Source organism: Brenneria populi (genome assembly GCF_036016195.1).
GTDB lineage: Bacteria > Pseudomonadota > Gammaproteobacteria > Enterobacterales > Enterobacteriaceae > Brenneria > Brenneria populi.
In genome coordinates, this window is record NZ_JAYWTM010000001.1 from 153207 (window position 1) to 173841 (window position 20635).

A 20635-nucleotide genomic window follows, 5' to 3' on the forward strand; every position below is an offset into this window, starting at 1 on the left:
AACATTTTATACACTACGAAAACCATCGCGAAAGCGAGTTTTGATAGGAAATTTAAGAGTATGAGCACTATCGAAGAACGCGTTAAGAAAATCATCGTTGAACAGCTTGGTGTTAAGCAGGAAGAAGTGGTAAACAATGCTTCTTTCGTTGATGACCTCGGCGCTGATTCTCTTGACACCGTTGAGCTGGTAATGGCTCTGGAAGAAGAATTTGATACTGAGATTCCAGACGAAGAAGCCGAAAAGATCACGACTGTTCAGGCAGCCATCGATTTCATTCAGGCTAATCAGCAGTAAGCGAACATATCTAGGCGGTCACTCGACCGCCTAAGTTTTTTAAGTTTTTTTGTCCCGCAGTGTCATATTTTCCCTCCCTGGAGGACAAGCGTGTCTAAGCGTCGAGTAGTTGTTACCGGACTGGGCATGTTATCTCCTATCGGCAATACAGTGGAGTCTACCTGGAGTGCTCTTCTTGCCGGTCAGAGTGGCATCAGCCTGATCGACCATTTCGATACTAGTGCCTATGCAACGCGTTTTGCTGGCTTAGTAAAGGATTTTAATTGTGAAGAATTCATTTCGCGCAAAGAAGCACGCAAAATGGATGCCTTTATTCAGTACGGGATCGCCGCTGGCATTCAAGCCATGCAGGATTCCGGTCTTGAAGTAACGGAAGAAAACGCGACGCGCATCGGCGCGGCGATCGGCTCCGGCATCGGCGGTTTGGGTCTTATCGAAGAGAACCACAGTTCGCTGGTGAAGGGCGGTCCGCGTAAAATCAGCCCGTTCTTCGTGCCTTCAACCATCGTTAATATGGTTGCCGGGCATCTCTCCATTATGTACGGATTGCGCGGCCCGAGTATTTCCATCGCCACGGCCTGCACCTCCGGCGTACATAACATCGGCCATGCCGCGCGGATCATTGCTTACAATGATGCCGACGTCATGATCGCCGGCGGTGCGGAAAAAGCCAGTACGCCGTTGGGCGTCGGCGGTTTCGGCGCCGCGCGCGCGCTATCAACCCGCAACGATAACCCGCAGGCGGCCAGCCGTCCGTGGGATAAGGATCGCGACGGTTTCGTCCTGGGTGACGGCGCCGGCATCATGGTGCTGGAAGAGTACGAACACGCGAAAAAACGCGGCGCCAAAATTTACGCGGAAATCGTCGGTTTTGGTATGAGCAGCGATGCCTATCATATGACGTCGCCGCCGGCCAACGGCGCCGGCGCGGCGTTGGCGATGGAAAATACGCTGCGCGATGCGGGCGTTTCTCCATCCCAGATCGGTTATATCAATGCGCACGGCACCTCCACGTCCGCAGGCGACAAGGCTGAAACTCAGGCCGTCAAATCCGTATTCGGCGCTGACGCCGGTCGGGTAATGGTCAGTTCGACGAAATCGATGACCGGGCACTTATTGGGTGCGGCCGGGGCGATCGAGTCGATCTTCAGCATCCTTGCGCTGCGCGATCGAGCCATTCCTCCGACCATTAATCTGGATAATCCGGATGATGACTGCGATCTGGACTTCGTGCCGCACGAAGCGCGTCAGGTCGACAGCCTTGAGTACACGCTGTGTAACTCTTTCGGTTTCGGCGGAACCAACGGTTCTCTGCTATTCCGTAAGGTTTGATCGGCGTCGTCTGGTGAAAAAACCCGGTTTCCGGGTTTTTTTTTGCCTGCGTAAAATCAGACCGCCTGACTTGTATGAGGCGCTGGTTTACTGGCAAGCTGACGAAACTTTATTAAAAGGAAGGAACGGATGCTCTGGATAAATGGTCAGCCGCGGCGACAGCTGGCGATAGCGGATCGCGCAACCCAGTTCGGCGACGGCTGTTTTACCACCGCCAGGGTGCGCGACGGCGAGATTCTGTGGCTTGACCGGCATCTGGCGCGATTGCGGCAGGCCGCCGAGCGTTTGATGCTGCCTGCCATTGACTGGTCATCATTGTCGCAGGAGATGAACCTGGCGGCGCGCGGCCGTCGCGAAGGCATCGTTAAAGTCATCCTTAGCCGGGGAGAAGGCGGGCGGGGATATAGCGCCCGGGGATGCGATAACCCGACGCGGATCGTGATGCAGGCGGACTACCCGGCCCATTATGCGCAGTGGCGCGAGCAAGGCATCAGCCTGCGCCTCAGTTCGGTGGCGTTAGCCAGGAGCGCTCTGCTGGCCGGCATAAAGCATCTGAACCGCCTGGAGCAGGTGCTAATTCGCCTCGACCTGGAACAGCGCGGCGCCGATGAGGTGCTGGTGCTTGACACCGCCGGGGCGCTAGTGGAATGCTGTGCGGCCAATTTGTTCTGGCGTAAGGGAAATCGCGTGTATACGCCGGATTTATCTTATGCCGGGGTTGATGGCGTCGCCAGACAACATATCATTTCGCTGCTGGCCGGGTCTGACTTCGAACTGCATATCGTCAGCGAGCCGCTAGAGACGCTGGCGGATGCGGATGAAGCGATCGTGTGTAACGCATTAATGCCGATTGTTCCCGTGAACCAGGCGCAGTCCTGGTGTTATCGCTCAAGAAATCTGTATGGTTTTTTGCGCCCTAACTGTTAGCTGTGGTTGATTTATGAAGAGAAGAAATATTGGCATACTGGTCACTGCGCTGCTACTGGCCCTGTTTCTGCTCTGGCAGAAAGTCCAGAACTTCGCCGCTTCGCCACTTGCCATCAAGCAGGAGACCATTTTTACTCTCCCGGCCGGCACCGGTCGCGATGGATTGGAAACGCTATTGCTGGAGCGGAAAATCATCGCCGACGGCGCCTTCTTTCCATGGTTGCTGAGGGCCGAGCCGGAGTTGACGAAATTCAAGGCCGGCACCTACCGTTTCACCGCCGGAATGACGGTTCGAGAAATGCTGGCCCTGCTGTCCAGCGGTAAAGAAGCGCAGTTCTCCATTCGGTTTGTGGAAGGTTCCCGGCTGAAGGAGTGGCTCGAAACGCTGTGCCAGTCGCCCTATATTAAACATACGCTGGCGGATAAGAGCGCGCAGGAGATTGCCGAACGGCTCGGGATGAAGGATAAAGCCAATCCGGAAGGATGGTTCTATCCCGATACCTATCTCTACACGGCCGAGACCACCGATTACGCATTGCTGCAGCGCGCCTACCAGCGCATGAAAAAAACCGTCGACGATGTATGGCAGGGGCGAGAAGAGGGATTACCGTATAAAACGCCGGACGAACTGCTGATCATGGCGTCGATCGTTGAAAAAGAGACGGCAATCGCTGAAGAACGCACTCAGGTCGCGTCCGTTTTTATTAACCGCCTGCGCGTCGGCATGCGTCTGCAAACCGATCCGACGGTTATTTACGGCATGGGCGACGCCTATAGCGGCGTCATTACCCGTAAGGCGCTGGATACGCCGACGCCTTACAATACCTATGTTATCTCCGGTTTACCGCCGACGCCGATCGCGATGCCGGGGAAAGCCTCTCTGGATGCGGCCGCGCACCCGGCTAAAACGTCATATCTCTATTTTGTGGCGGACGGCAAGGGCGGCCATAGTTTCACCACCAACCTTGCAGACCATAATCGCGCTGTAAGGCTATACCGCTCGGCGGTAAAGGATCGGGATGAGCAACAGTAAATTTATCGTGTTGGAAGGTCTGGAAGGCGCGGGAAAAACCAGCGCCAGAGCTGTCGTGGTCGATACATTGCGTGAGTACGGCGTCTTCGACGTGGCATTTACGCGCGAGCCGGGAGGCACGCCGCTGGCCGAAAAACTGCGTGAACTGATCAAACAAGGCATCGCGGATGAGAAAGTGACGGACAAAGCGGAAATATTGATGCTGTATGCGGCTCGCGTCCAGCTGGTTGAAAACGTTATCAAACCGGCGCTGGCGCAGGGGCGTTGGGTGGTCGGCGACCGTCACGATCTCTCATCCCAGGCCTATCAGGGGGGCGGCCGCGGCATCGATCGGCAATTGTTGCAGTCGTTGCGTGATACCGTTTTGGGCGATTTCCGTCCCGACCTGACGTTCTATCTCGATTTACCGCCCGCGCTCGGTTTGCAGCGCGCCCGCCAGCGCGGAGAACTGGATCGCATCGAACAGGAGTCATACGCGTTTTTTGAACGCGCGCGCGCGCGCTATCAGGCGCTGGCGGCACAGGACGCCAGCATTGTGACGATTGACGCTTCGCAGCCGATGGAGAAGGTCGGCGCCGATATCCGGGGCGTCTTGCGGCAATGGCTGCAGGAACAGGGCATGACTTCGCAGGCGCCGATACAGGATCGCCGCTGATGGACTGGTATCCGTGGCTTAACGCTCCCTACCGTCGGCTGATCGGTCAATATCAGTCGGGAAGGGGCCATCACGCTCTTTTGCTGCATGCCTTGCCCGGCATGGGGGAGGATTCGCTGGTTTATGCGCTGAGCCGCTGGCTGATGTGTCGACATCCCGAAGGCATGAAAAGCTGCGGTAAATGCCACGCCTGCCGCTTAATGATGGCGGAGACGCATCCCGACTGGTATGTGCTAAATCCGGAGAAAGGCAAACACACTCTTGGGGTCGACGCGCTGCGCGACGTTCTGGATAAGCTGTATCAGCGTTCCCGTCAGGGCGGCGCCAAAGTCGTCTGGCTGCCGTCGGCCGAGCGGCTTACCGAGGCGGCCGCCAATGCGTTGCTGAAAACGCTGGAAGAGCCGCCGCAGGACACCTATTTTCTGTTTGGCTGTCGGGAGCCCGCGCGCTTGTTGGCGACGCTGCGCAGCCGCTGCCTGTTTCTCTATCTGGAGGCGCCAAGCGAAACGCAGAGCGTGCTATGGCTGAACTCGCGCCATAGCAACGACGCGCGCGCGTTGCGTAGCGCATTAAGGCTGCAGGCGGGGGCGCCGCTGGCTGCGGAAAAACTTTTACAGCCGGAGCGTTGGCAGCAGCGCGCCGCGTTGTGTCAGGCATTTTCCGCGGCGCAGACCTCGCACGACCTGCTCTCCTTACTGCCGCAGCTCAACCATGAGGATGCCGATGAACGCATTCACTGGTTGGCGTCGCTGCTGCTTGATGCGCTGAAATGGCAACAGGGAGCCGGAGAGTATCTGGTTAATCAGGATCAGAGCGAACTGGTCGGTTTTTTGGCCAACCGCACGGGCAACTCTCCGTTACAGTACGAGCTGCGCCAGTGGCTGGACTGCCGGCAGAAGCTGCTGACGGTGACGGGCGTGAATCGTGAGCTACTGTTAACGGAACGCTTGCTTGACGGCGAGCGCAGTCTGTTTACGCAAGCCCCGCGCGCCGTTCATCCATTTTCCGCTTAATTGATTTCGAGTAAATAACATGCTGTTAGTTGATTCTCACTGTCACCTTGACGGACTGGATTACCAGTCAATACATAAAGATGTCTCCGATGTGTTGGAGAAGGCCGGGCGTCGTGACGTCGGTTTTATTCTGGCGGTGGCGACGACGCTGCCGGGATTCCGCGCCATGACCAGGCTGATTGGCGAACGGGATAATGTGGCCTATTCATGCGGCGTTCATCCGTTAAATCAGGACGAACCCTATGATTACGCCGAGCTACGTCAGCTTGCGGCGGCCGATCGGGTGGTGGCGCTGGGGGAAACCGGGCTGGATTATCACTATCAGGAAGAGACGAAAACGCAACAGCAGGCCTCTTTTCGGCAGCATATCCGCATCGGCAACGAACTGGACAAGCCGGTGATTGTCCATACCCGGTCCGCGCGCGCCGATACGCTGGCGATTCTAAAACAGGAGCAGGCGGAGAAATGCGGCGGCGTATTGCACTGCTTTACCGAAGATTTGGCCACGGCTAAAACGCTGCTGGATATAGGGTTCTATATTTCATTTTCCGGCATTATTACCTTTCGCAATGCGCAAGAACTGCGTGACGTCGCGCGCTACGTGCCGTTGGATCGGATGCTGGTTGAAACCGATTCGCCCTGGCTGGCGCCGGTTCCTTTCCGCGGGCAGGAGAATCAGCCGGCCAACGTACGCGATGTGGCGGAGTATTTATCCCTATTGAAAGGGGTGGAACTGGAGACGCTGGCGGAGTTCACGACCAGGAATTTCTCCCGGCTGTTTCATATCGATCCGGTGCGGTTGACCGCCGCGCGCCAGCGGTTAGAATAGCCGAGTTTTTTTGAACCCTGTAATAAATCGCGCTGAACGCACAATCCGGCCGGTTTTTTCTTCGCCGATATCGTGCGTTTTTTCGCGATACATCATGAATACGCTTAAATTATAGGCTGTCTTGACCCGCCCGATTGTTGAAACGTGATAGCAGTCAAACATTGATAGCGCTATTTATTTTACTCTGCGTAAAAATTAAAAGGGGGCTAAAGCACCCCTTACTTGTAAAGGGTATCCTCCCTACCTTTATGTATTTATAAGCATCAGCAGTAAAAGCACCATTACTCAGGAGCACACTCAAATATGTTCAAGAATGCATTCGCAAACCTGCAAAAAGTAGGTAAGTCGCTAATGCTGCCCGTCTCCGTATTGCCTATCGCAGGTATTCTGCTGGGCGTCGGGTCGGCAAACTTTAGCTGGTTGCCAGTCGTCGTTTCCCATGTTATGGCTGAGGCCGGCGGGTCTGTTTTCGCCAACATGCCGTTGATTTTTGCCATCGGCGTGGCGTTGGGCTTCACCAACAACGACGGCGTGTCTGCTCTGGCCGCCGTCGTGGCGTATGGCATCATGGTGAAAACCATGGCCGTGGTCGCGCCGCTGGTTTTGCACTTATCTGCGGAAGAGATTCAGGTCCAGCACCTGGCCGATACGGGCGTTTTAGGCGGCATTATCGCGGGTGCCGTCGCGGCGTATATGTTCAATCGCTTCTACCGCATTAAACTGCCTGAATACCTTGGCTTCTTCGCCGGGAAACGCTTTGTCCCGATCATTTCCGGCCTGGCGGCGATTTTCCTGGGCGTTATCCTGTCATTCGTCTGGCCGCCGATTGGCCGCGGCATTCAGGCGTTCTCCCAGTGGGGCGCCTATCAGAATCCGGTCGTGGCGTTTGGCCTGTACGGCCTGGTTGAGCGCTCGCTGGTGCCGTTCGGTCTTCACCATATCTGGAACGTGCCTTTCCAGATGCAGATCGGCGAATTTACCAATGCGGCGGGTCAGGTATTCCACGGCGATATCCCCCGTTACATGGCGGGCGACCCGACCGCGGGTAAATTGTCCGGCGGTTTCCTGTTCAAAATGTATGGTTTGCCTGCCGCGGCTATCGCCATTTGGCACTCCGCCAAACCGGAAAACCGCGCCAAAGTCGGCGGTATCATGCTCTCCGCCGCGCTGACGGCATTCCTGACCGGCATCACCGAACCTATCGAATTCTCATTCCTGTTCGTTGCGCCGATCCTCTATGTGATCCACGCGATTCTGGCCGGCCTGGCGTTCCCGATTTGTATCCTGCTGGGCATGCGCGACGGCACCAGCTTCTCTCACGGTTTGATTGACTTTATCGTACTGAGCGGCAACGGCAGCAAGCTGTGGCTGTTCCCGATCGTCGGCCTGGGCTATGCGTTCGTTTACTATGTTATTTTCCGCGTGTTAATCGCCAAGCTGAATCTGAAAACCCCGGGGCGTGAAGATACGTCGGCCGAGCAGTCGGTCGCCGGCGGTTCCGAGATGGCCAGCGCGCTGGTTAGCGCATTCGGCGGTAAAGATAACATCACCAATCTGGATGCCTGTATTACCCGTCTGCGCGTCAGCGTCGCCGATGTATCGAAAGTCGATCAGGCTGGTTTGAAACAGTTGGGTGCTGCGGGCGTGGTTGTCGCCGGTTCTGGTGTTCAGGCTATTTTCGGCACCAAGTCCGACAACCTGAAAACCGATATGGATGAATTTATCCGCAATAGCTAATTAGCTAGCCGGGGAGATTCAGCAGGGTGAAAACCTGTTAATGCCGGGCGCTAAGGCGTCCGGCATTTTTTTATGGATATGCGTTATCGCTGCCCTGATTTCCCTGTTTTCCTGGGGGCATTCCCTTCCCGTCGCAGCGTGAAGCCCCGCGTTGCGCCCGCAGCGCCGGCGCTTAAAAAGGGAGCAGGCTAATCTATTAATTTTTTTCATGCCCCGCGGTGACGTTCAGCGCAAAAATCCCCGCTCGCCGCCCCACGGTCCGTCCGTGTATCGCCGACATGCAGTGAAAGCCGGGGGCGCGGCCCATTTATGATGCTATATCAATTTCGCCTTTTATATCAATTTATCTTAAGTTAATGATCAAATTGATCCAAATCAATCTAGACCAGGCCTTCATTTGATTTAAGTGAATTAAAATAACTATAGTTTTTTTAAAAATTTTATTTAAAAAATGGAATTGTTTATGTCTAGCCATCGCTCAATATCTTCGCCCAAGAAATTCATCATCGCCAAGGATCTTCTGCTGGATCCCAGCGCGTATATTAAAGACTTCGGCCATCAGGCCCTGATCATCTGCGACGTTTTTTTTCTGGAGACGGTGAATTCAATCACTAAATCAAATCTGCAAAAAAACGATGTCGGCGGCGTCATAGAGAAGTTCGCGGGCGAATGTACGCAAAAGGAAGTCGAGCGCCTGTGTGATATAAGAGCAAAAAACGGCTGCGACGTCATCGTCGGCATCGGCGGTGGGAAAACATTGGATGCGGCGAAAGCCGTCGCTTACCAACATAAAAAACCTGTCGTCATTGTTCCGACAATCGCTTCCACCGACGCGCCCTGTACCGCGCTGTCCGTGCTGTACAAAGAGAACGGCGAATTTGATAAGTATCTGTTCCTGCCGGAAAACCCGGATACCGTATTAGCCGATCCCAACGTTCTGGTGAAAGCGCCGGCGCGCTTTTTCTCCGCCGGCGTCGGCGATGCGTTAGCGACCTACTTTGAAGCCCGCGCCTGCTACGGCGCCGACGGCCTGAACCTGATTTTAAGAAAACCGTCGATAACCGGTATGGCCATCGCCAAATTGTGTTTTGAACAACTGAAAGCCAACGTCGAACAGGCGATGATTTCCGTGGAAAATAGGGTCAGCTCGCCGGCTTTTGAAGCCTGCCTGGAGGCGACTATTTACAACAGCGGCGTGGGGGCGGAGTCCGGCGGCCTGGCGGCGGCGCATGCGGTGAACAACGGTATGTCGGTGATGCCGGAACTGCACAGAGCGCAGCACGGTGAAAAAGTGGTCTTCGGTCTTTTAACCCAACTGGTGCTGGAAAATGCGCCGCAAGCGGAGCTGGAAGAGGTCATCAAGATTATCAAGATCGCCAAACTGCCGCTGTGCCTGGAAGACTTTGGCTTGACGGAATGGAAAGAAAAAGATTGGCGTATCGTAGCCGAAGTCGCCTGCGCCGAAGGCGACACGATGAATAACATGGTAAAAAAAGTTACGCCGAACGATGTCTATGACGCCATGAGGATGGCAGACGCGCTGGGTAAATATTATCGCGATAAATAAACGGGCAATGCCGATCGTCTAAGCTCGATGGGCCGGCCGATAGTCTAAAAAGGTTCATGAGTTTCATGAACCTTTTTTATCGGGCTGTCCGTGCCGTCATCCTCCGGGCCGCCGCCGCGCAGCGTTGAAAAACGCGCCCGGCGTTTTTTATGGCGAGCCATCCCTGGCCGCCACTCTACGGGCCGCCGCCAAAGCGACGTTAAAAACTTCTCCCGGCATTTTTTTACGGCGTCGCTGGCGAAATATCCATTTGCTACAGAAATCGGCGAAGAGGGTTGAAAGAAACGGAATATGTCACTCATACTGCCTATACAATTTGATCCGCGTCTGTTTTAAAAGGAAATCAATCATGGCTGAAGAGACTATTTTTAGTAAGATTATTCGCCGGGAAATTCCTGCCGATATCGTTTACCAGGATGAACTGGTTACCGCCTTTCGCGATATCGCGCCGCGTACGCCTACGCATATTCTGATCGTACCCAATGTACTGATCCCCACGGTTAACGATACGGCGGCCGAGCATGAAGCCGCGCTGGGACGGATGATTACGGTAGCGGGAAAAATCGCGCGCCAGGAAGGGATTGCCGACGACGGCTATCGCCTGATTATCAACTGCAACCGGCACGGCGGACAAGAGGTATACCATATTCACATGCACCTGCTCGGCGGCCAGGTATTAGGGCCGTTGCTTTCGGATCGCGTCTAACTCGGCAAGCCAATATCCGTCATCCTGTTGAATAGGGCGCGGCGGTGCCTGGCTGCCGCGCCCAGCAAGGGTTGAGAGAGGAAATATGAAAAAGTATCTAGGGGTAATATTGGCCGCGCTGGTGCTGACGGGGTGTCCTAGCCGGCCTCCCGAGCCCACGGAGCCGCCGGCGACGATTGAGCCGGTCGAACCGCCGCCGTCCGTGCCTCAGCCGCCGCCGAGCGAACCGGTTCCGGCGCCGCCTAAAATTCAGACGCTAAATTGGGGGGCCAGTATCGATCCGCTGGTCGCGCAGATGCTGAAGGCCGACGGTGTGACGCAGGGCAGTATCCTGCTGCTGGATAGCGTAAAAAATAACACCAATGGCGCGTTGCAGACGGCGAAAGCCACCAATGCGCTGTACAATGCGCTGTCATCCGGCCACACCTTTACGCTGGTGCCGCGCGAGCAGGTGGCTACGGCGAAACAGACGCTGGGCCTGTCGGTTGACGATAGTCTGGGGTCGCGCAGTAAGGCGATTGGGCTGGCTCGCTATGTCGGCGCGCAGTATGTGCTGTATAGCGATGTCAGTGGCGATGTGAAATCTCCCGAGCTGGATATGCAACTGATGCTGGTGCAGACCGGGGAAATTGTTTGGTCGGGCAGCGGTGCGGTACAACAGTAAGCAGCAGATTGCCGATATTATTGGTAAGCATGTCCCGGCGGCGCAGTCCGCCGGTTTTCATTTTGAACCCGTCAGCGGGCTAAGCAGCGAAAGCTGGCGGGTGCGCGCGCCGGGATTCGACGGGCTGGCCAGGCCGCAGTCGGCGTCCGCACGCCTGTCGGGCGCCGATCGCCAACGAGAATTTCGCCTGCTGCGGCAGATGGCGGCGGTCGGCTTGGCGCCGCGCCCGCTGCTGTGGGAAGACGGTTGGTTAATCGTCGAGTGGGCGGCGGGGCGTGTCGCCACCGGGACGGAGTTCGCCGCGCTGCTGAATAACGGCGAACTGGCCCGCTGTCTCGCCCGTATTCACCAACGGCCGCGCAGCGGTTATCCGCTGGCGCTCAAGCCGCTGTTCGCCCTCTATTGGCAAAGGATGGACCCCCGCCGCCGCTCGCCGGCGCTGCTGCGGCTTCACCACCATTTCCAGCGGGAGGCGCAGCCCAAACCCTTGGCCGTTGCGCCGCTGCACCTGGACGTGCACGCGGAGAATCTGCTGCTGACTGGCGAAAAAATCATGCTGATCGATTGGGAATATGCGGCGGATGGCGATATCGCGTTGGAGATGGCGTTTATTGCGCGCGCCAATCAACTGGATGCCGAGACGCAGCGGCGTTTTTTACAAAGCTATCAACGGCTGCGTCCGGGGTTTTCCTGCGCCGGCCTGCGACGGCAGAGCGAACGCTGGCTGCCGTGGGTCGATTATCTGGTATTGATGTGGTACGAAATTCGCTGGCGGCAAACCCGACAGGATAAATTCTTGCGCGCGCTGGCGCCGTTGCGCCGCCGGTTGGGGATAAATGGATAGGCGCGTTCGTGCCGGTATCAATGACATGAAAAATAGATGAGGTTTTCGTGGGCCCAGTGATGTTAGATGTCGCCAGCTATGAGCTGGACGCTGAAGATAGAGAAGTATTAGCTCATCCGCTGGTCGGCGGTTTGATTCTGTTTACCCGCAATTTTCATGATGCGTCGCAGTTACGCGAACTGGTGCGCCAGATTCGCGCGGCATCGCGCGAGCGTTTGGTGGTGGCGGTCGATCAGGAAGGCGGCCGGGTTCAGCGTTTCCGGGACGGCTTTACCCGGCTGCCGGCCGCGCAGGCGTTCGCCGCATTGAACGCCGAAAGCGAGGCCAGCCGGCTGGCGCAGGAGGCCGGCTGGCTGATGGCGGCGGAAATGATCGCCATGGATATTGATATCAGCTTTGCGCCGGTGCTGGATATCGGTCACGAAAGCGCCGCCATCGGCGAGCGCTCGTTTCACGCGCAGCCGGAAAAAGCGCTGGCGGTGGCGAAAAGTTTTATCAGCGGCATGCATGACGCGGGAATGAAAGCGACGGGTAAACACTTTCCGGGCCATGGCGCGGTCAGCGCCGATTCGCATAAAGAGACGCCGGTTGACCCCCGTTCGCTGGATGAAATTCGCTCGCATGATATGCTGATCTTTAAGACGCTTATTCAGCAGCGACAGTTGGATGCGGTCATGCCGGCGCACGTCATCTATAGCGCCGCGGATCCGCGTCCCGCCAGCGGGTCGCCGTTCTGGTTAAAACAGATATTGCGTCAGGAGCTGGGGTTTGACGGGATCGTTTTTTCCGATGATCTGTCGATGGAGGGCGCGGCGGTGATGGGGAGTTACCCTGAGCGGGCTCAGGCTTCGCTGGACGCCGGATGCGACATGATTCTGGCCTGCAACAACCGGGAAGGCGCGGTCAGCGTCCTGGATAAACTGCCTCCGGTCAACGCGGACCAACTGGCCGGCCTATATCATCGGGGGACGTTCTCCCGCCGGCAGTTGCTGGATTCGCCGCGCTGGAAACAGGCGAATCAATCGCTTACGGCGCTGAGCGAGCGCTGGCAGGCGCATAAAGAGCAGAGAATATAGCGGCATCCGCCGTGCCGCCCGCGGCGCGGCCGAGAGAGTGGCGAGGATTCAGATGATTATCTACTTACATGGTTTTGATTCGACCAGCCCCGGCAACCATGAAAAGGTGCTGCAGTTGGAGTTTATCGATGCTGACGTTCGGCTGTTGAGCTACAGCACGCGGCATCCGCGTCATGATATGCAACATCTGTTGAAACAGGTCGATAAGCTGATTCAGCAGGCCGAGGACGCATCTCCGCTGATATGCGGCGTCGGGCTCGGGGGCTTTTGGGCCGAGCGGATCGGTTTTCTGTGCGGCATTCGGCAGGTGATTTTTAATCCCAACCTTTATCCGCAGGAGAATATGCGCGGTAAGATCGATCGTCCCGAAGAGTATCTGGATATCGCGACGAAATGCGTCGCCGATTTTCGTGAGAAGAACCGCCATCGCTGTCTGGTGGTGCTCTCCCGCGAGGATGAAATGCTGGACAGCCAGCGCAGCGCGCGGGCGTTGGGCGGCTATTATGAGATCGTGTGGGATGATGAACAAACGCATAAATTCAACAGCATCTCGACGCATTTACCGCGTATCAAGACGTTTAAAGCGCCTGATTAAATGGGGCCAACCCGCTATTTTCCGGCCGTCGCCGTGCGCGAGCGCTATGGGTGACAATGTCACTTTTATTGCCCGTCAAATCTGATTAATTCCCTGAAATAAAAGACAAATTTCAGAGGCATTATGCCTGCGCATGAAAATAAATTGATATATATCAATTTTGGTATGACCAAATGACCTGGCATGCTATTCTTGCCGCAGATATTGAGTCTAACTTACGCGAACCCTATGTAATATAAGGATATTATTGTTAACCCTTTATTAACTAGCGGTTCACATTTTTAGGGGGTCATTTTGACATCACCAAGCAAAAAAATCGTTATTGTCGGTGGGGGAGCCGGTGGACTCGAGCTGGCGACCAGTTTGGGTCACAAACTGGGCCGTAAGAAGAAAGCGGAGATCACGCTGGTCGATCGTAACCCCAGCCATTTGTGGAAACCGCTGCTGCATGAAGTGGCGACCGGATCGCTGGACGACGATATGGATGCGTTGAGCTATCTGGCCCACGCCCGCAACCATGGCTTTTTGTTCCAGTTGGGTATGCTGACGGATATCAACCGTGAGGAGCAGACTATTCAACTGGCTGAAGTGCGTGATGAGCAGGGGGAGCTACTGGTCGCGGCCCGCAAGATCGCTTATGACATTCTGGTTGTCGCGCTGGGCAGCACATCCAACGATTTCGGCACGCCGGGAGTGAAAGATCACTGCATTTTCCTGGATAACCCGCAACAGGCGCGGCGCTTCCATAATGAAATGCTGAACCTGTTTCTGAAATTCTCGGCCAATACGGAAGGAAAAGATCGGGTAAATATCGCTATCGTCGGCGGCGGCGCCACCGGGGTCGAACTCTCCGCGGAGCTGTATAACGCGGTGAAACAGCTGCACAGCTACGGTTTTGACGCGCTGGACAACGACACGCTGAACGTGACGCTGGTCGAGGCCGGCGAGCGTATCTTACCCGCGCTGCCCGAACGCATCTCCGCCGCGGCGCATCAGGAATTGACCAATATCGGCGTGCGGGTCCTGACCAAGACCATGGTAACCAGCGCCGAGGCCGGCGGGCTGAATACCAAAGACGGCGAGTTTATCGAGGCCGACCTGATGGTATGGGCCGCCGGGATTAAGGCGCCGGACGCGATGAAGGATATCGCCGGTCTGGAAACCAATCGCATCAACCAACTGGTGGTCGAGCCGACCCTGCAGACGACGCGCGACGCCAATATTTTCGCTATCGGCGATTGCGCCTCTTGTCCGCAGGCGGGCGGCGGCTTTGTTCCTCCGCGCGCGCAGGCCGCGCACCAGATGGCGTCGCGCTGCTACGCCAATATTCTGGCATTGCTGAACGGGCAGTCGCTGAAATCGTACGTCTATAAAGATCACGGCTCCCTGGTGTCGTTATCCAAATTCAGTACGGTCGGCAGCCTGATGGGCAACCTGATGCGCGGTTCGGTGATGGTCGAAGGGCGTATCGCGCGCTTCGTTTACATCTCGCTGTATCGCATGCACCAGATTGCGCTGCACGGTTATATAAAAACCGGCCTGATGATGCTGGTCGGCGGCATTAACCGGGTTATCCGTCCCCGCCTTAAACTGCATTAATACCGAGCGCCGGGACGCCGGCCGCTTTGCGGAAGAGAGCGCCCTAAAGGTCAATCTTTAGGGCGCTTTCTCTTATCCGGTTTTACGCCGTATCGGTCTATAGCGCGCCGCCGGGCGTTATTCAGAACAAAATATCGTTTCATTAGTGATTCTCGTTAAGATAATTCTCAATTTGTATTTTTATGTTATGAAAATAACATATTTGGTTCATAAGTCTTATTGCGGGAACCGTGAACATTGTGCAGACTTCCTTCTGTTTATTGGCGGCGTGGGACGTCGCCTGTTCTGAAGACAAACCTTCAGATAAACCTGCGGATTCATCGCGGTAGACGCGATGCGTAGCAATATATTCGGGAGGTATCCTGTGAACAAATCAATGTTAGCGGGTGTGGGTATTGGCGTAGCCGCGGCCTTAGGGGTTGCGGCGGTGGCGAATATGGATGTTTTTTCATCCAGGCCGCAGTTTGCTCAGGTGCTGACGGCGACGCCGATCAAAGAGACGGTTAAAACGCCTCGCCAGGAGTGCCGTAACGTGACGACCACGCATCGGCGCCCGGTTCAGGACGAGCATAAAATAGCGGGCTCGGTGCTGGGCGCGGTGGCCGGCGGCGTATTGGGGCATCAGTTCGGCGGCGGTCGCGGTCAGGACGTGGCGACGGTGGCGGGCGCCCTGGCCGGCGGCTATGCCGGCAACAAAGTGCAGGGCAGTATGCAGGAGAACGACACTTACACCACGACGCAGCAGCGCTGCCAAACGGTGTATGACAAGTCGCAAAAAGTGTTGGGTTACGACGTCACTTATAAGATCGGCGATCAGCAGGGGAAAATTCGGATGGACCGCGATCCTGGCACGCAGATTCCGCTCGATAAGAACGGTCAGTTAATCCTTAACCAACGGACCTGATGCGTTGCCATCAGCGCGGCTCTTCTCTACGTTGCCCAGAAATGACGATTCTCCTGGGCAACGCCCTTGGCGCCGTCCTGCGCCGTTTTTCCAGCGTAAATCCGGTTATAAAATACGATCGTTCGGCGTTTTAAACAGCGCCTTTATATCGTCGGACATGACGAAGCTCATATTGATGTTTTTGGGCGGGATCGGCTGGGTAAACCAACGCTGATACCATTTTTCCGCCGCGCCGCTCGTCTGCGCCCGGGCGATGGTGTCGTCCATCAGCCGCTTAAATTCGGGGTCGTTTTTACGCAGCATGCAGCCATAGGCTTCATGAGACTGCGGACTGCCCACGATATCCCACAGCTGCGGCTTCTTCGCCTTGGCGCGTTCACCGGCCAGCAGCGGATCGTCCATATAGAAGGCGACCGCGCGTCCGCTCTCCAGCGTGCGGAATGCATCGCTGTGGTCTTTGGCGGAAATGATGCGCATTTTCATTTTATTTTTATCATTCAGCTGGTTAAGCAAAATTTCGTTGGTGGTGCCGGCGGTGGTGACCACCGGTTTTCCCGCCAGATCCTGGAAATCTTTGATGCCGCCGTCTTTTTTGACCAATAGGCGCCCGCCGACGATAAAAATAGAGTTGGAGAAGGCGACCTGCTGCTGGCGTTCGGCGTTATTGGTGGTGGAGCCGCATTCGAAATCAATGGTGCCGTTTTGCAAGAGAGGAATGCGCGTCTGTGAGGTAATCGGGATCATTTTCACCGTCAGGTCGGGCATCGCCAACTGTTTTTTCACCGCGTCGACAATGGCGTTCGAATACTCCTGCGAATAGCCGACCACCTGCTGGTGGTTGTCGTAATAGGAGAAGGGAACGGAGGATTCGCGGTGTCCGACCACGATAGTGCCGGTCTCTTTGATTTTTTTGAGCGTCTCAGCCTGAGGCGCGACGCCGGCTGAACCGGTATCCGCGGCGTTGACCGTATTGCAGGCGAGCCCAGCCAGCAGCAAAGAGACCAGTATCTGAGTTTGTTGACCACCCCGCCTGGCGGATCGAGATACGCGGGGCGACCGCGAGGGGGAGATGTCCCTGCGGGAATCGCTCTCCGGGTTTCCCCTACAAAAACGCGCGCGTTTTTGAACGCCGCTGCGGCGGCCTGAAGGGCTAGCCCCGTCAACGGGGCGAGTAATATTTAACTTTTCCAGCAGGCTGCGTGTCTGTTTTTTCATCAAGATGCTCCGTTTGCATATGCGGACCCTAGCGGCGGCGAGCGACGCTACGGCGAAAATGTTCGTTATTAAGATTAAGCAATATTGATGCCATCCGCGAACCTCGTGACCGGCGGCTTACGAGGGATAAATGACAAGCGTCGCGGTGTGGGCGCGACCGCGATCTTAGCGAAAATGGGGCGCGGCGGGCGGCGGAAGGCGAAAAGGGAGGGCGGTAATATGCACCATACTGGTGCGACGAAGCGCTTTAGCCGCGGATGGCGGGCATATCCGGCGCGATAAACCGCGCCGGAGTGAATGGCTTCAGCGGAATGGCAGGGGGCGTTCCCGACCGGGTAGCGTCGCCCGGCATAAAGGGGCGTCAGTCGCGGAATAACACTTCCGCCCAGCGCGCCAGGCCGGCGGTGACGGAGCCGAAATCATTGCCGCCGGTGATGGGAATGCCCGGCAGCAGCTGCGCTATCGCCTGGCGCAGCAGCGGGGAGCGGGCGCTGCCGCCGGTCAGGTAGATCGCGTCGGGACGGGTTTCGCTGGCCTGCAGCGCCAGCTCGATTTGTTGCTGAATCCGCAGCACCGGCTGCTCTATCGCCGCCTTCAGTTCGCTATTGCTGACGGCGGCCGTCAGGCCGGGTTCGACGAAGTGCAGATCGGCGGCGGCGAGCGTCTCATCGGACAGCGTGATTTTGCACGTCTCCGCCAACTGCACCAGGCGATAGCCTAAGCGCTGGCGCCAGACGGTCAGCAGACGTTTTACCGCATCGGGCTGGCGGGCGTCGCGTATCATTTCATCGATCAGGGTACGGCACGCCGCGCTGTAAAACTCTTTCTGCGCCGGAATGTCGTTAATCGCCACCGCATTCCACCAGGGCTGGCTGGGCAGCGTGATGCCTTTCTCCGTCATGCCGTTCATCCCCAGCGCCGGCATCAACCGTTTGAAGGCCAGAATAATATCCAGATCGTTGCCGCCGACCCGGCAGCCGCTGTGCCCCAGCAGGCTTTGCTGGCGTTCGCGCCGATGGCGCCACTCCGGCCCCATCAGCAGCATCGAGCAGTCGGTGGTGCCGCCGCCGATATCGACCACCAGCACGCGGGTTTCTTTACTGAGCGTCGCTTCGAAATCCAGGCCGGCGGCAACCGGTTCGAACTGAAAGGCGACGCGCCGGAAACCGGCGCGCTCCGCGGCTCGTTCCAGAATGCCCTGCGCCTGCCGGTTGGTCTCTTCGCCGCCGACGCTTTGGAAATTAATGGGGCGGCCGATAACCGCCCGCGTGACGGCGCGCCCCAGCTGCCGCTCGGCCTGCTCGCGGATATGCAGCATCATGGCGCAGACCAGATCCTCAAACAGCGCGATCTGCTGGGGCTGAAGGCCGCCCGCGCCGAGAAAGGATTTGGGCGACTTAACGAACCAGGTCTCTTCCGGGTCGGCGATATACTGCCGCAGGGCGTGGCGTCCGAACTTCACGCTGTCGGCGTGAACGCGGATATCTTCGTCGCGGTTATAGCTGATGGAGCGGCGCAGCAATAGCGCGCTTTCCCCCGCGGACGCGACCTGATGATGGCGCCACAGCCATTCGCTGACCGCTTCGCGTACCGGAGCGCAGAGCAGGGAAGATAAATACGGCGAGTCGTTTTCCAATGGCACCAGCCGCGGGACGCCGGCGTTCATTACTGCGATGGAGCAGTTGGCCGTGCCATAGTCAAAACCGATAAACATCCTGAATTCCCCACGCCATGAAAAAAGGTTGGGGACTTTACTGCGTTAATCCCCGGGTTGTAAAGCAGGATGTGTTTATTCGTTATACTTCAGGCTGCATGCGCGTCGCTTTTCCTCTCGAAAGGTATAACGGGCGCGGGATTTCGCCGCCCGAGCGGCGATGCGCTCACCGCGCGGGGACGTGTTCGGCGCGCCGACAGGCCGCCACGTCGGCGCAATAGCGCGCCATCAGCTTCAGCGTGACGCCGTTGGTCCAGCCGAAGCCGTCCTGTAGCGCATATTCGCCGCCGCCGCCGCCGCTGCCGAATCCAGGGCCTTCCACCACATATTTCTCCACCAGCTTATGCTCGGCGTCATACAGCGTTTGCACGTTGCTGAGAAAACGGCTTCCGATGGCCTGCGCCAGCGCCTCCTGGCCGTAGCGGCTAAAGCCCGCGACGGCGACCCATTGCAGCGGCGCCCAGCCGTTCGGCGCGTCCCACTGCTGATCCGTATTGATGGTGGTGGTGGCCAGTCCGCCTTCCTTAAGCAGCTGCTTGCGCACCGCCTCGCCGGTAGACGCCGCCCGATCGCGCGGCGCGATATCGACGTACAGCGGGAACGCCGCGGCGGCGGTGATCGACGGCGTTACCGCCTTCTGCCGCCAGTCATAGTCGCTATAGTAGCCGCCGCGTTCATGCCACAGATAGCGATTGACGGCCCGCTTGCGCGCATCGGCGGCGTGCCGGAACCGCTGCGCCGCCTGAGGATCTCCGGCCGCCTCGGCGCCGTGCGCCAGCGTTTGCTCCAGATGAAACAGCAGCGAATTCAGATCTACCGGAATAATATCGGTGGTATGGATGCTGGACAGATCCTGCGGATCGCGCAGCCAGCGGGAGCTGAAATCCCAGCCAGACGCGGCGCCAGCGCGCAAATCGCGATAAACCTCGCTTGCCGGGCGATCGGTCGCTTTGGACGCCGTCGTCATATCCTCCATATAGGATTCGGGACGCGGCGTATCGCGCTCATCCCAGTAGCGGTTCAGCACGCTGCCGTCATCAAGACGCGCCGCGCGATCGCGGGCTTGCCCGTTCGGCAACCCTACGCTGCCGCGCATCCAGTAGTAATACTCTTTTTTCAACTGCGGCAGATAGCGGGCGTAGACCTCTTCTCCTTCATGCTGCGCCAGCAGTTCCACCATAAACGAGAAGAAGGGCGGCTGCGAACGGCTGAGATAGTAGGTGCGGTTGCCGTTGGGAATATGGCCGTAGCTGTCGATTTCGTGGGCGAAGTTATCGGTCATATTTCGCACCAGCGTCCAGTCGCCGCTTTCCGCCAGTCCCAGCATGGTGAAATAGCTGTCCCAGTAGTAAATCTCGCGAAACCGTCCGCCGGGCACCACATAACCGTAGGGCAGCGGCAGCAGCGAGTCGTACGGTTTCGCCCGCGGGGCGGCGCGCGTCAGCACGCGCCACAGGCCGTCGATATGCTGGCGTAAGGTTTGCCCGGCCGGCGGCACATAGGCTTTGCCGTCTTGCGGCAGGGTAAAATGGCTGGCGACGAAGCCGGGAAAATCGAAATCGGGCGCGTTTTTCTGTCGCGCGTAACGCGCAAGGATAACGGCCGGATCCTGTTTGGGCACGGCGTCGGCAAAGGTTTTCTGATCGGGGAATAGCCGCGCTTGCTGCACGTCGCTAAACAGCGGTCCCAGTAGCACATCGGGCGGCAGGGGCGGCGCGCCGGCTGGGTCGGGATGGCCGGTCGCCGCAAAGGGCATGACCAGGCTTAACGCCAGAATAAGGGGCGGCAGCGGCGTTTTTATGCCACGCGGAAAAGCGGAAATCATGCGCGAATCTCCTCGCTGATGGACGGCGCCGAGGAGCGGTGCATTCGGCGCCCCGGCCTGACCGTGAAAGGCATGTGCCGAATACCTAAGCGTAGTCCGTCAG

At 57.3% G+C, this 20635-nt stretch carries 19 protein-coding genes; 16 read left to right on the forward strand and 3 right to left on the reverse strand.

Translation table 11 applies throughout. The features are described from left to right. Window positions 1–60 precede the first annotated feature (60 nt). The 16 genes from acpP to VSX58_RS00815 all read left to right on the forward strand — a co-directional run bounded on the left by acpP (window position 61) and on the right by VSX58_RS00815 (window position 15778). Window positions 61–297 carry an acyl carrier protein gene (gene acpP / locus VSX58_RS00740; RefSeq protein WP_005970506.1) on the forward strand — a complete coding sequence of 79 codons (237 nt, stop codon included), beginning with the start codon at window positions 61–63 and terminating at the stop codon, window positions 295–297. Between the two features lie 90 nt (window positions 298–387). Continuing rightward, entirely contained in the window at window positions 388–1629 is a 1242-nt protein-coding gene (fabF, locus tag VSX58_RS00745) for a beta-ketoacyl-ACP synthase II (protein ID WP_327616357.1), read from the forward strand. Window positions 1630–1758: 129 nt separating this feature from the next. Then, entirely contained in the window at window positions 1759–2556 is a 798-nt protein-coding gene (gene pabC, locus VSX58_RS00750) for an aminodeoxychorismate lyase (protein ID WP_327616358.1), read from the forward strand. A 13-nt stretch (window positions 2557–2569) separates the two neighbouring features. Further along, a complete protein-coding gene (gene mltG / locus VSX58_RS00755) occupies window positions 2570–3589 on the forward strand; it encodes an endolytic transglycosylase MltG (RefSeq protein ID WP_327616360.1) in 1020 nt (339 codons plus the stop codon). Continuing rightward, entirely contained in the window at window positions 3576–4244 is a 669-nt protein-coding gene (tmk, locus tag VSX58_RS00760; protein ID WP_327616361.1) for a dTMP kinase, read from the forward strand. The genes mltG and tmk overlap by 14 nt, the downstream gene beginning before the upstream one ends. Continuing rightward, the gene (holB, locus tag VSX58_RS00765; RefSeq protein ID WP_327617033.1) at window positions 4244–5257 is read left to right on the forward strand and encodes a DNA polymerase III subunit delta'; all 1014 of its coding nucleotides are present in this window, start codon (window positions 4244–4246) and stop codon (window positions 5255–5257) included. Before tmk ends, holB begins: the two co-directional genes overlap by 1 nt. A 19-nt stretch (window positions 5258–5276) precedes the next feature. Next, the gene (locus VSX58_RS00770) at window positions 5277–6086 is read left to right on the forward strand and encodes a metal-dependent hydrolase (RefSeq protein ID WP_327616362.1); all 810 of its coding nucleotides are present in this window, start codon (window positions 5277–5279) and stop codon (window positions 6084–6086) included. A 303-nt stretch (window positions 6087–6389) separates the two neighbouring features. Then, window positions 6390–7823, forward strand: a complete 1434-nt coding sequence (ptsG, locus tag VSX58_RS00775; RefSeq protein WP_327616363.1) for a PTS glucose transporter subunit IIBC — start codon at window positions 6390–6392, stop codon at window positions 7821–7823. Between the two features lie 463 nt (window positions 7824–8286). Further along, window positions 8287–9390: a glycerol dehydrogenase gene (locus tag VSX58_RS00780; protein ID WP_327616364.1), complete on the forward strand. Its 1104-nt coding sequence runs from the start codon at window positions 8287–8289 to the stop codon at window positions 9388–9390. A 349-nt stretch (window positions 9391–9739) separates the two neighbouring features. Next, window positions 9740–10096, forward strand: coding sequence for a purine nucleoside phosphoramidase (gene hinT / locus VSX58_RS00785; RefSeq protein ID WP_327616365.1), 357 nt, complete (start codon window positions 9740–9742; stop codon window positions 10094–10096). 85 nt (window positions 10097–10181) lie between these two features. Beyond that, window positions 10182–10760, forward strand: coding sequence for a penicillin-binding protein activator LpoB (lpoB, locus tag VSX58_RS00790; RefSeq protein ID WP_327614421.1), 579 nt, complete (start codon window positions 10182–10184; stop codon window positions 10758–10760). Beyond that, the gene (thiK, locus tag VSX58_RS00795) at window positions 10744–11604 is read left to right on the forward strand and encodes a thiamine kinase (RefSeq protein ID WP_327616367.1); all 861 of its coding nucleotides are present in this window, start codon (window positions 10744–10746) and stop codon (window positions 11602–11604) included. Before lpoB ends, thiK begins: the two co-directional genes overlap by 17 nt. Before the next feature lie 47 nt (window positions 11605–11651). Beyond that, the gene (nagZ, locus tag VSX58_RS00800) at window positions 11652–12680 is read left to right on the forward strand and encodes a beta-N-acetylhexosaminidase (protein ID WP_327616368.1); all 1029 of its coding nucleotides are present in this window, start codon (window positions 11652–11654) and stop codon (window positions 12678–12680) included. Window positions 12681–12732: 52 nt separating this feature from the next. Further along, window positions 12733–13275 (forward strand): alpha/beta hydrolase YcfP, encoded by a 543-nt coding sequence (gene ycfP, locus VSX58_RS00805; protein WP_327616370.1) that lies wholly within the window; start codon window positions 12733–12735, stop codon window positions 13273–13275. 294 nt (window positions 13276–13569) lie between these two features. Then, window positions 13570–14874 (forward strand): NAD(P)/FAD-dependent oxidoreductase, encoded by a 1305-nt coding sequence (locus VSX58_RS00810; protein WP_327616371.1) that lies wholly within the window; start codon window positions 13570–13572, stop codon window positions 14872–14874. 364 nt (window positions 14875–15238) lie between these two features. Continuing rightward, window positions 15239–15778: a glycine zipper 2TM domain-containing protein gene (locus VSX58_RS00815; protein WP_327616372.1), complete on the forward strand. Its 540-nt coding sequence runs from the start codon at window positions 15239–15241 to the stop codon at window positions 15776–15778. A gap of 105 nt (window positions 15779–15883) precedes the next feature. On the opposite strand, the gene VSX58_RS00820 is transcribed toward VSX58_RS00815, so the two are convergent. The 3 genes from VSX58_RS00820 to treA form a co-directional block, all read right to left on the reverse strand. Then, window positions 15884–16786: a glutamate/aspartate ABC transporter substrate-binding protein gene (locus VSX58_RS00820; RefSeq protein ID WP_327617034.1), complete on the reverse strand. Its 903-nt coding sequence runs from the start codon at window positions 16784–16786 to the stop codon at window positions 15884–15886. Window positions 16787–17354: 568 nt separating this feature from the next. Next, window positions 17355–18707, reverse strand: coding sequence for a molecular chaperone (yegD, locus tag VSX58_RS00825; protein ID WP_327616373.1), 1353 nt, complete (start codon window positions 18705–18707; stop codon window positions 17355–17357). Window positions 18708–18873: 166 nt separating this feature from the next. Further along, a complete protein-coding gene (gene treA / locus VSX58_RS00830) occupies window positions 18874–20532 on the reverse strand; it encodes an alpha,alpha-trehalase TreA (RefSeq protein ID WP_327616374.1) in 1659 nt (552 codons plus the stop codon). Window positions 20533–20635: the final 103 nt, after the last annotated feature.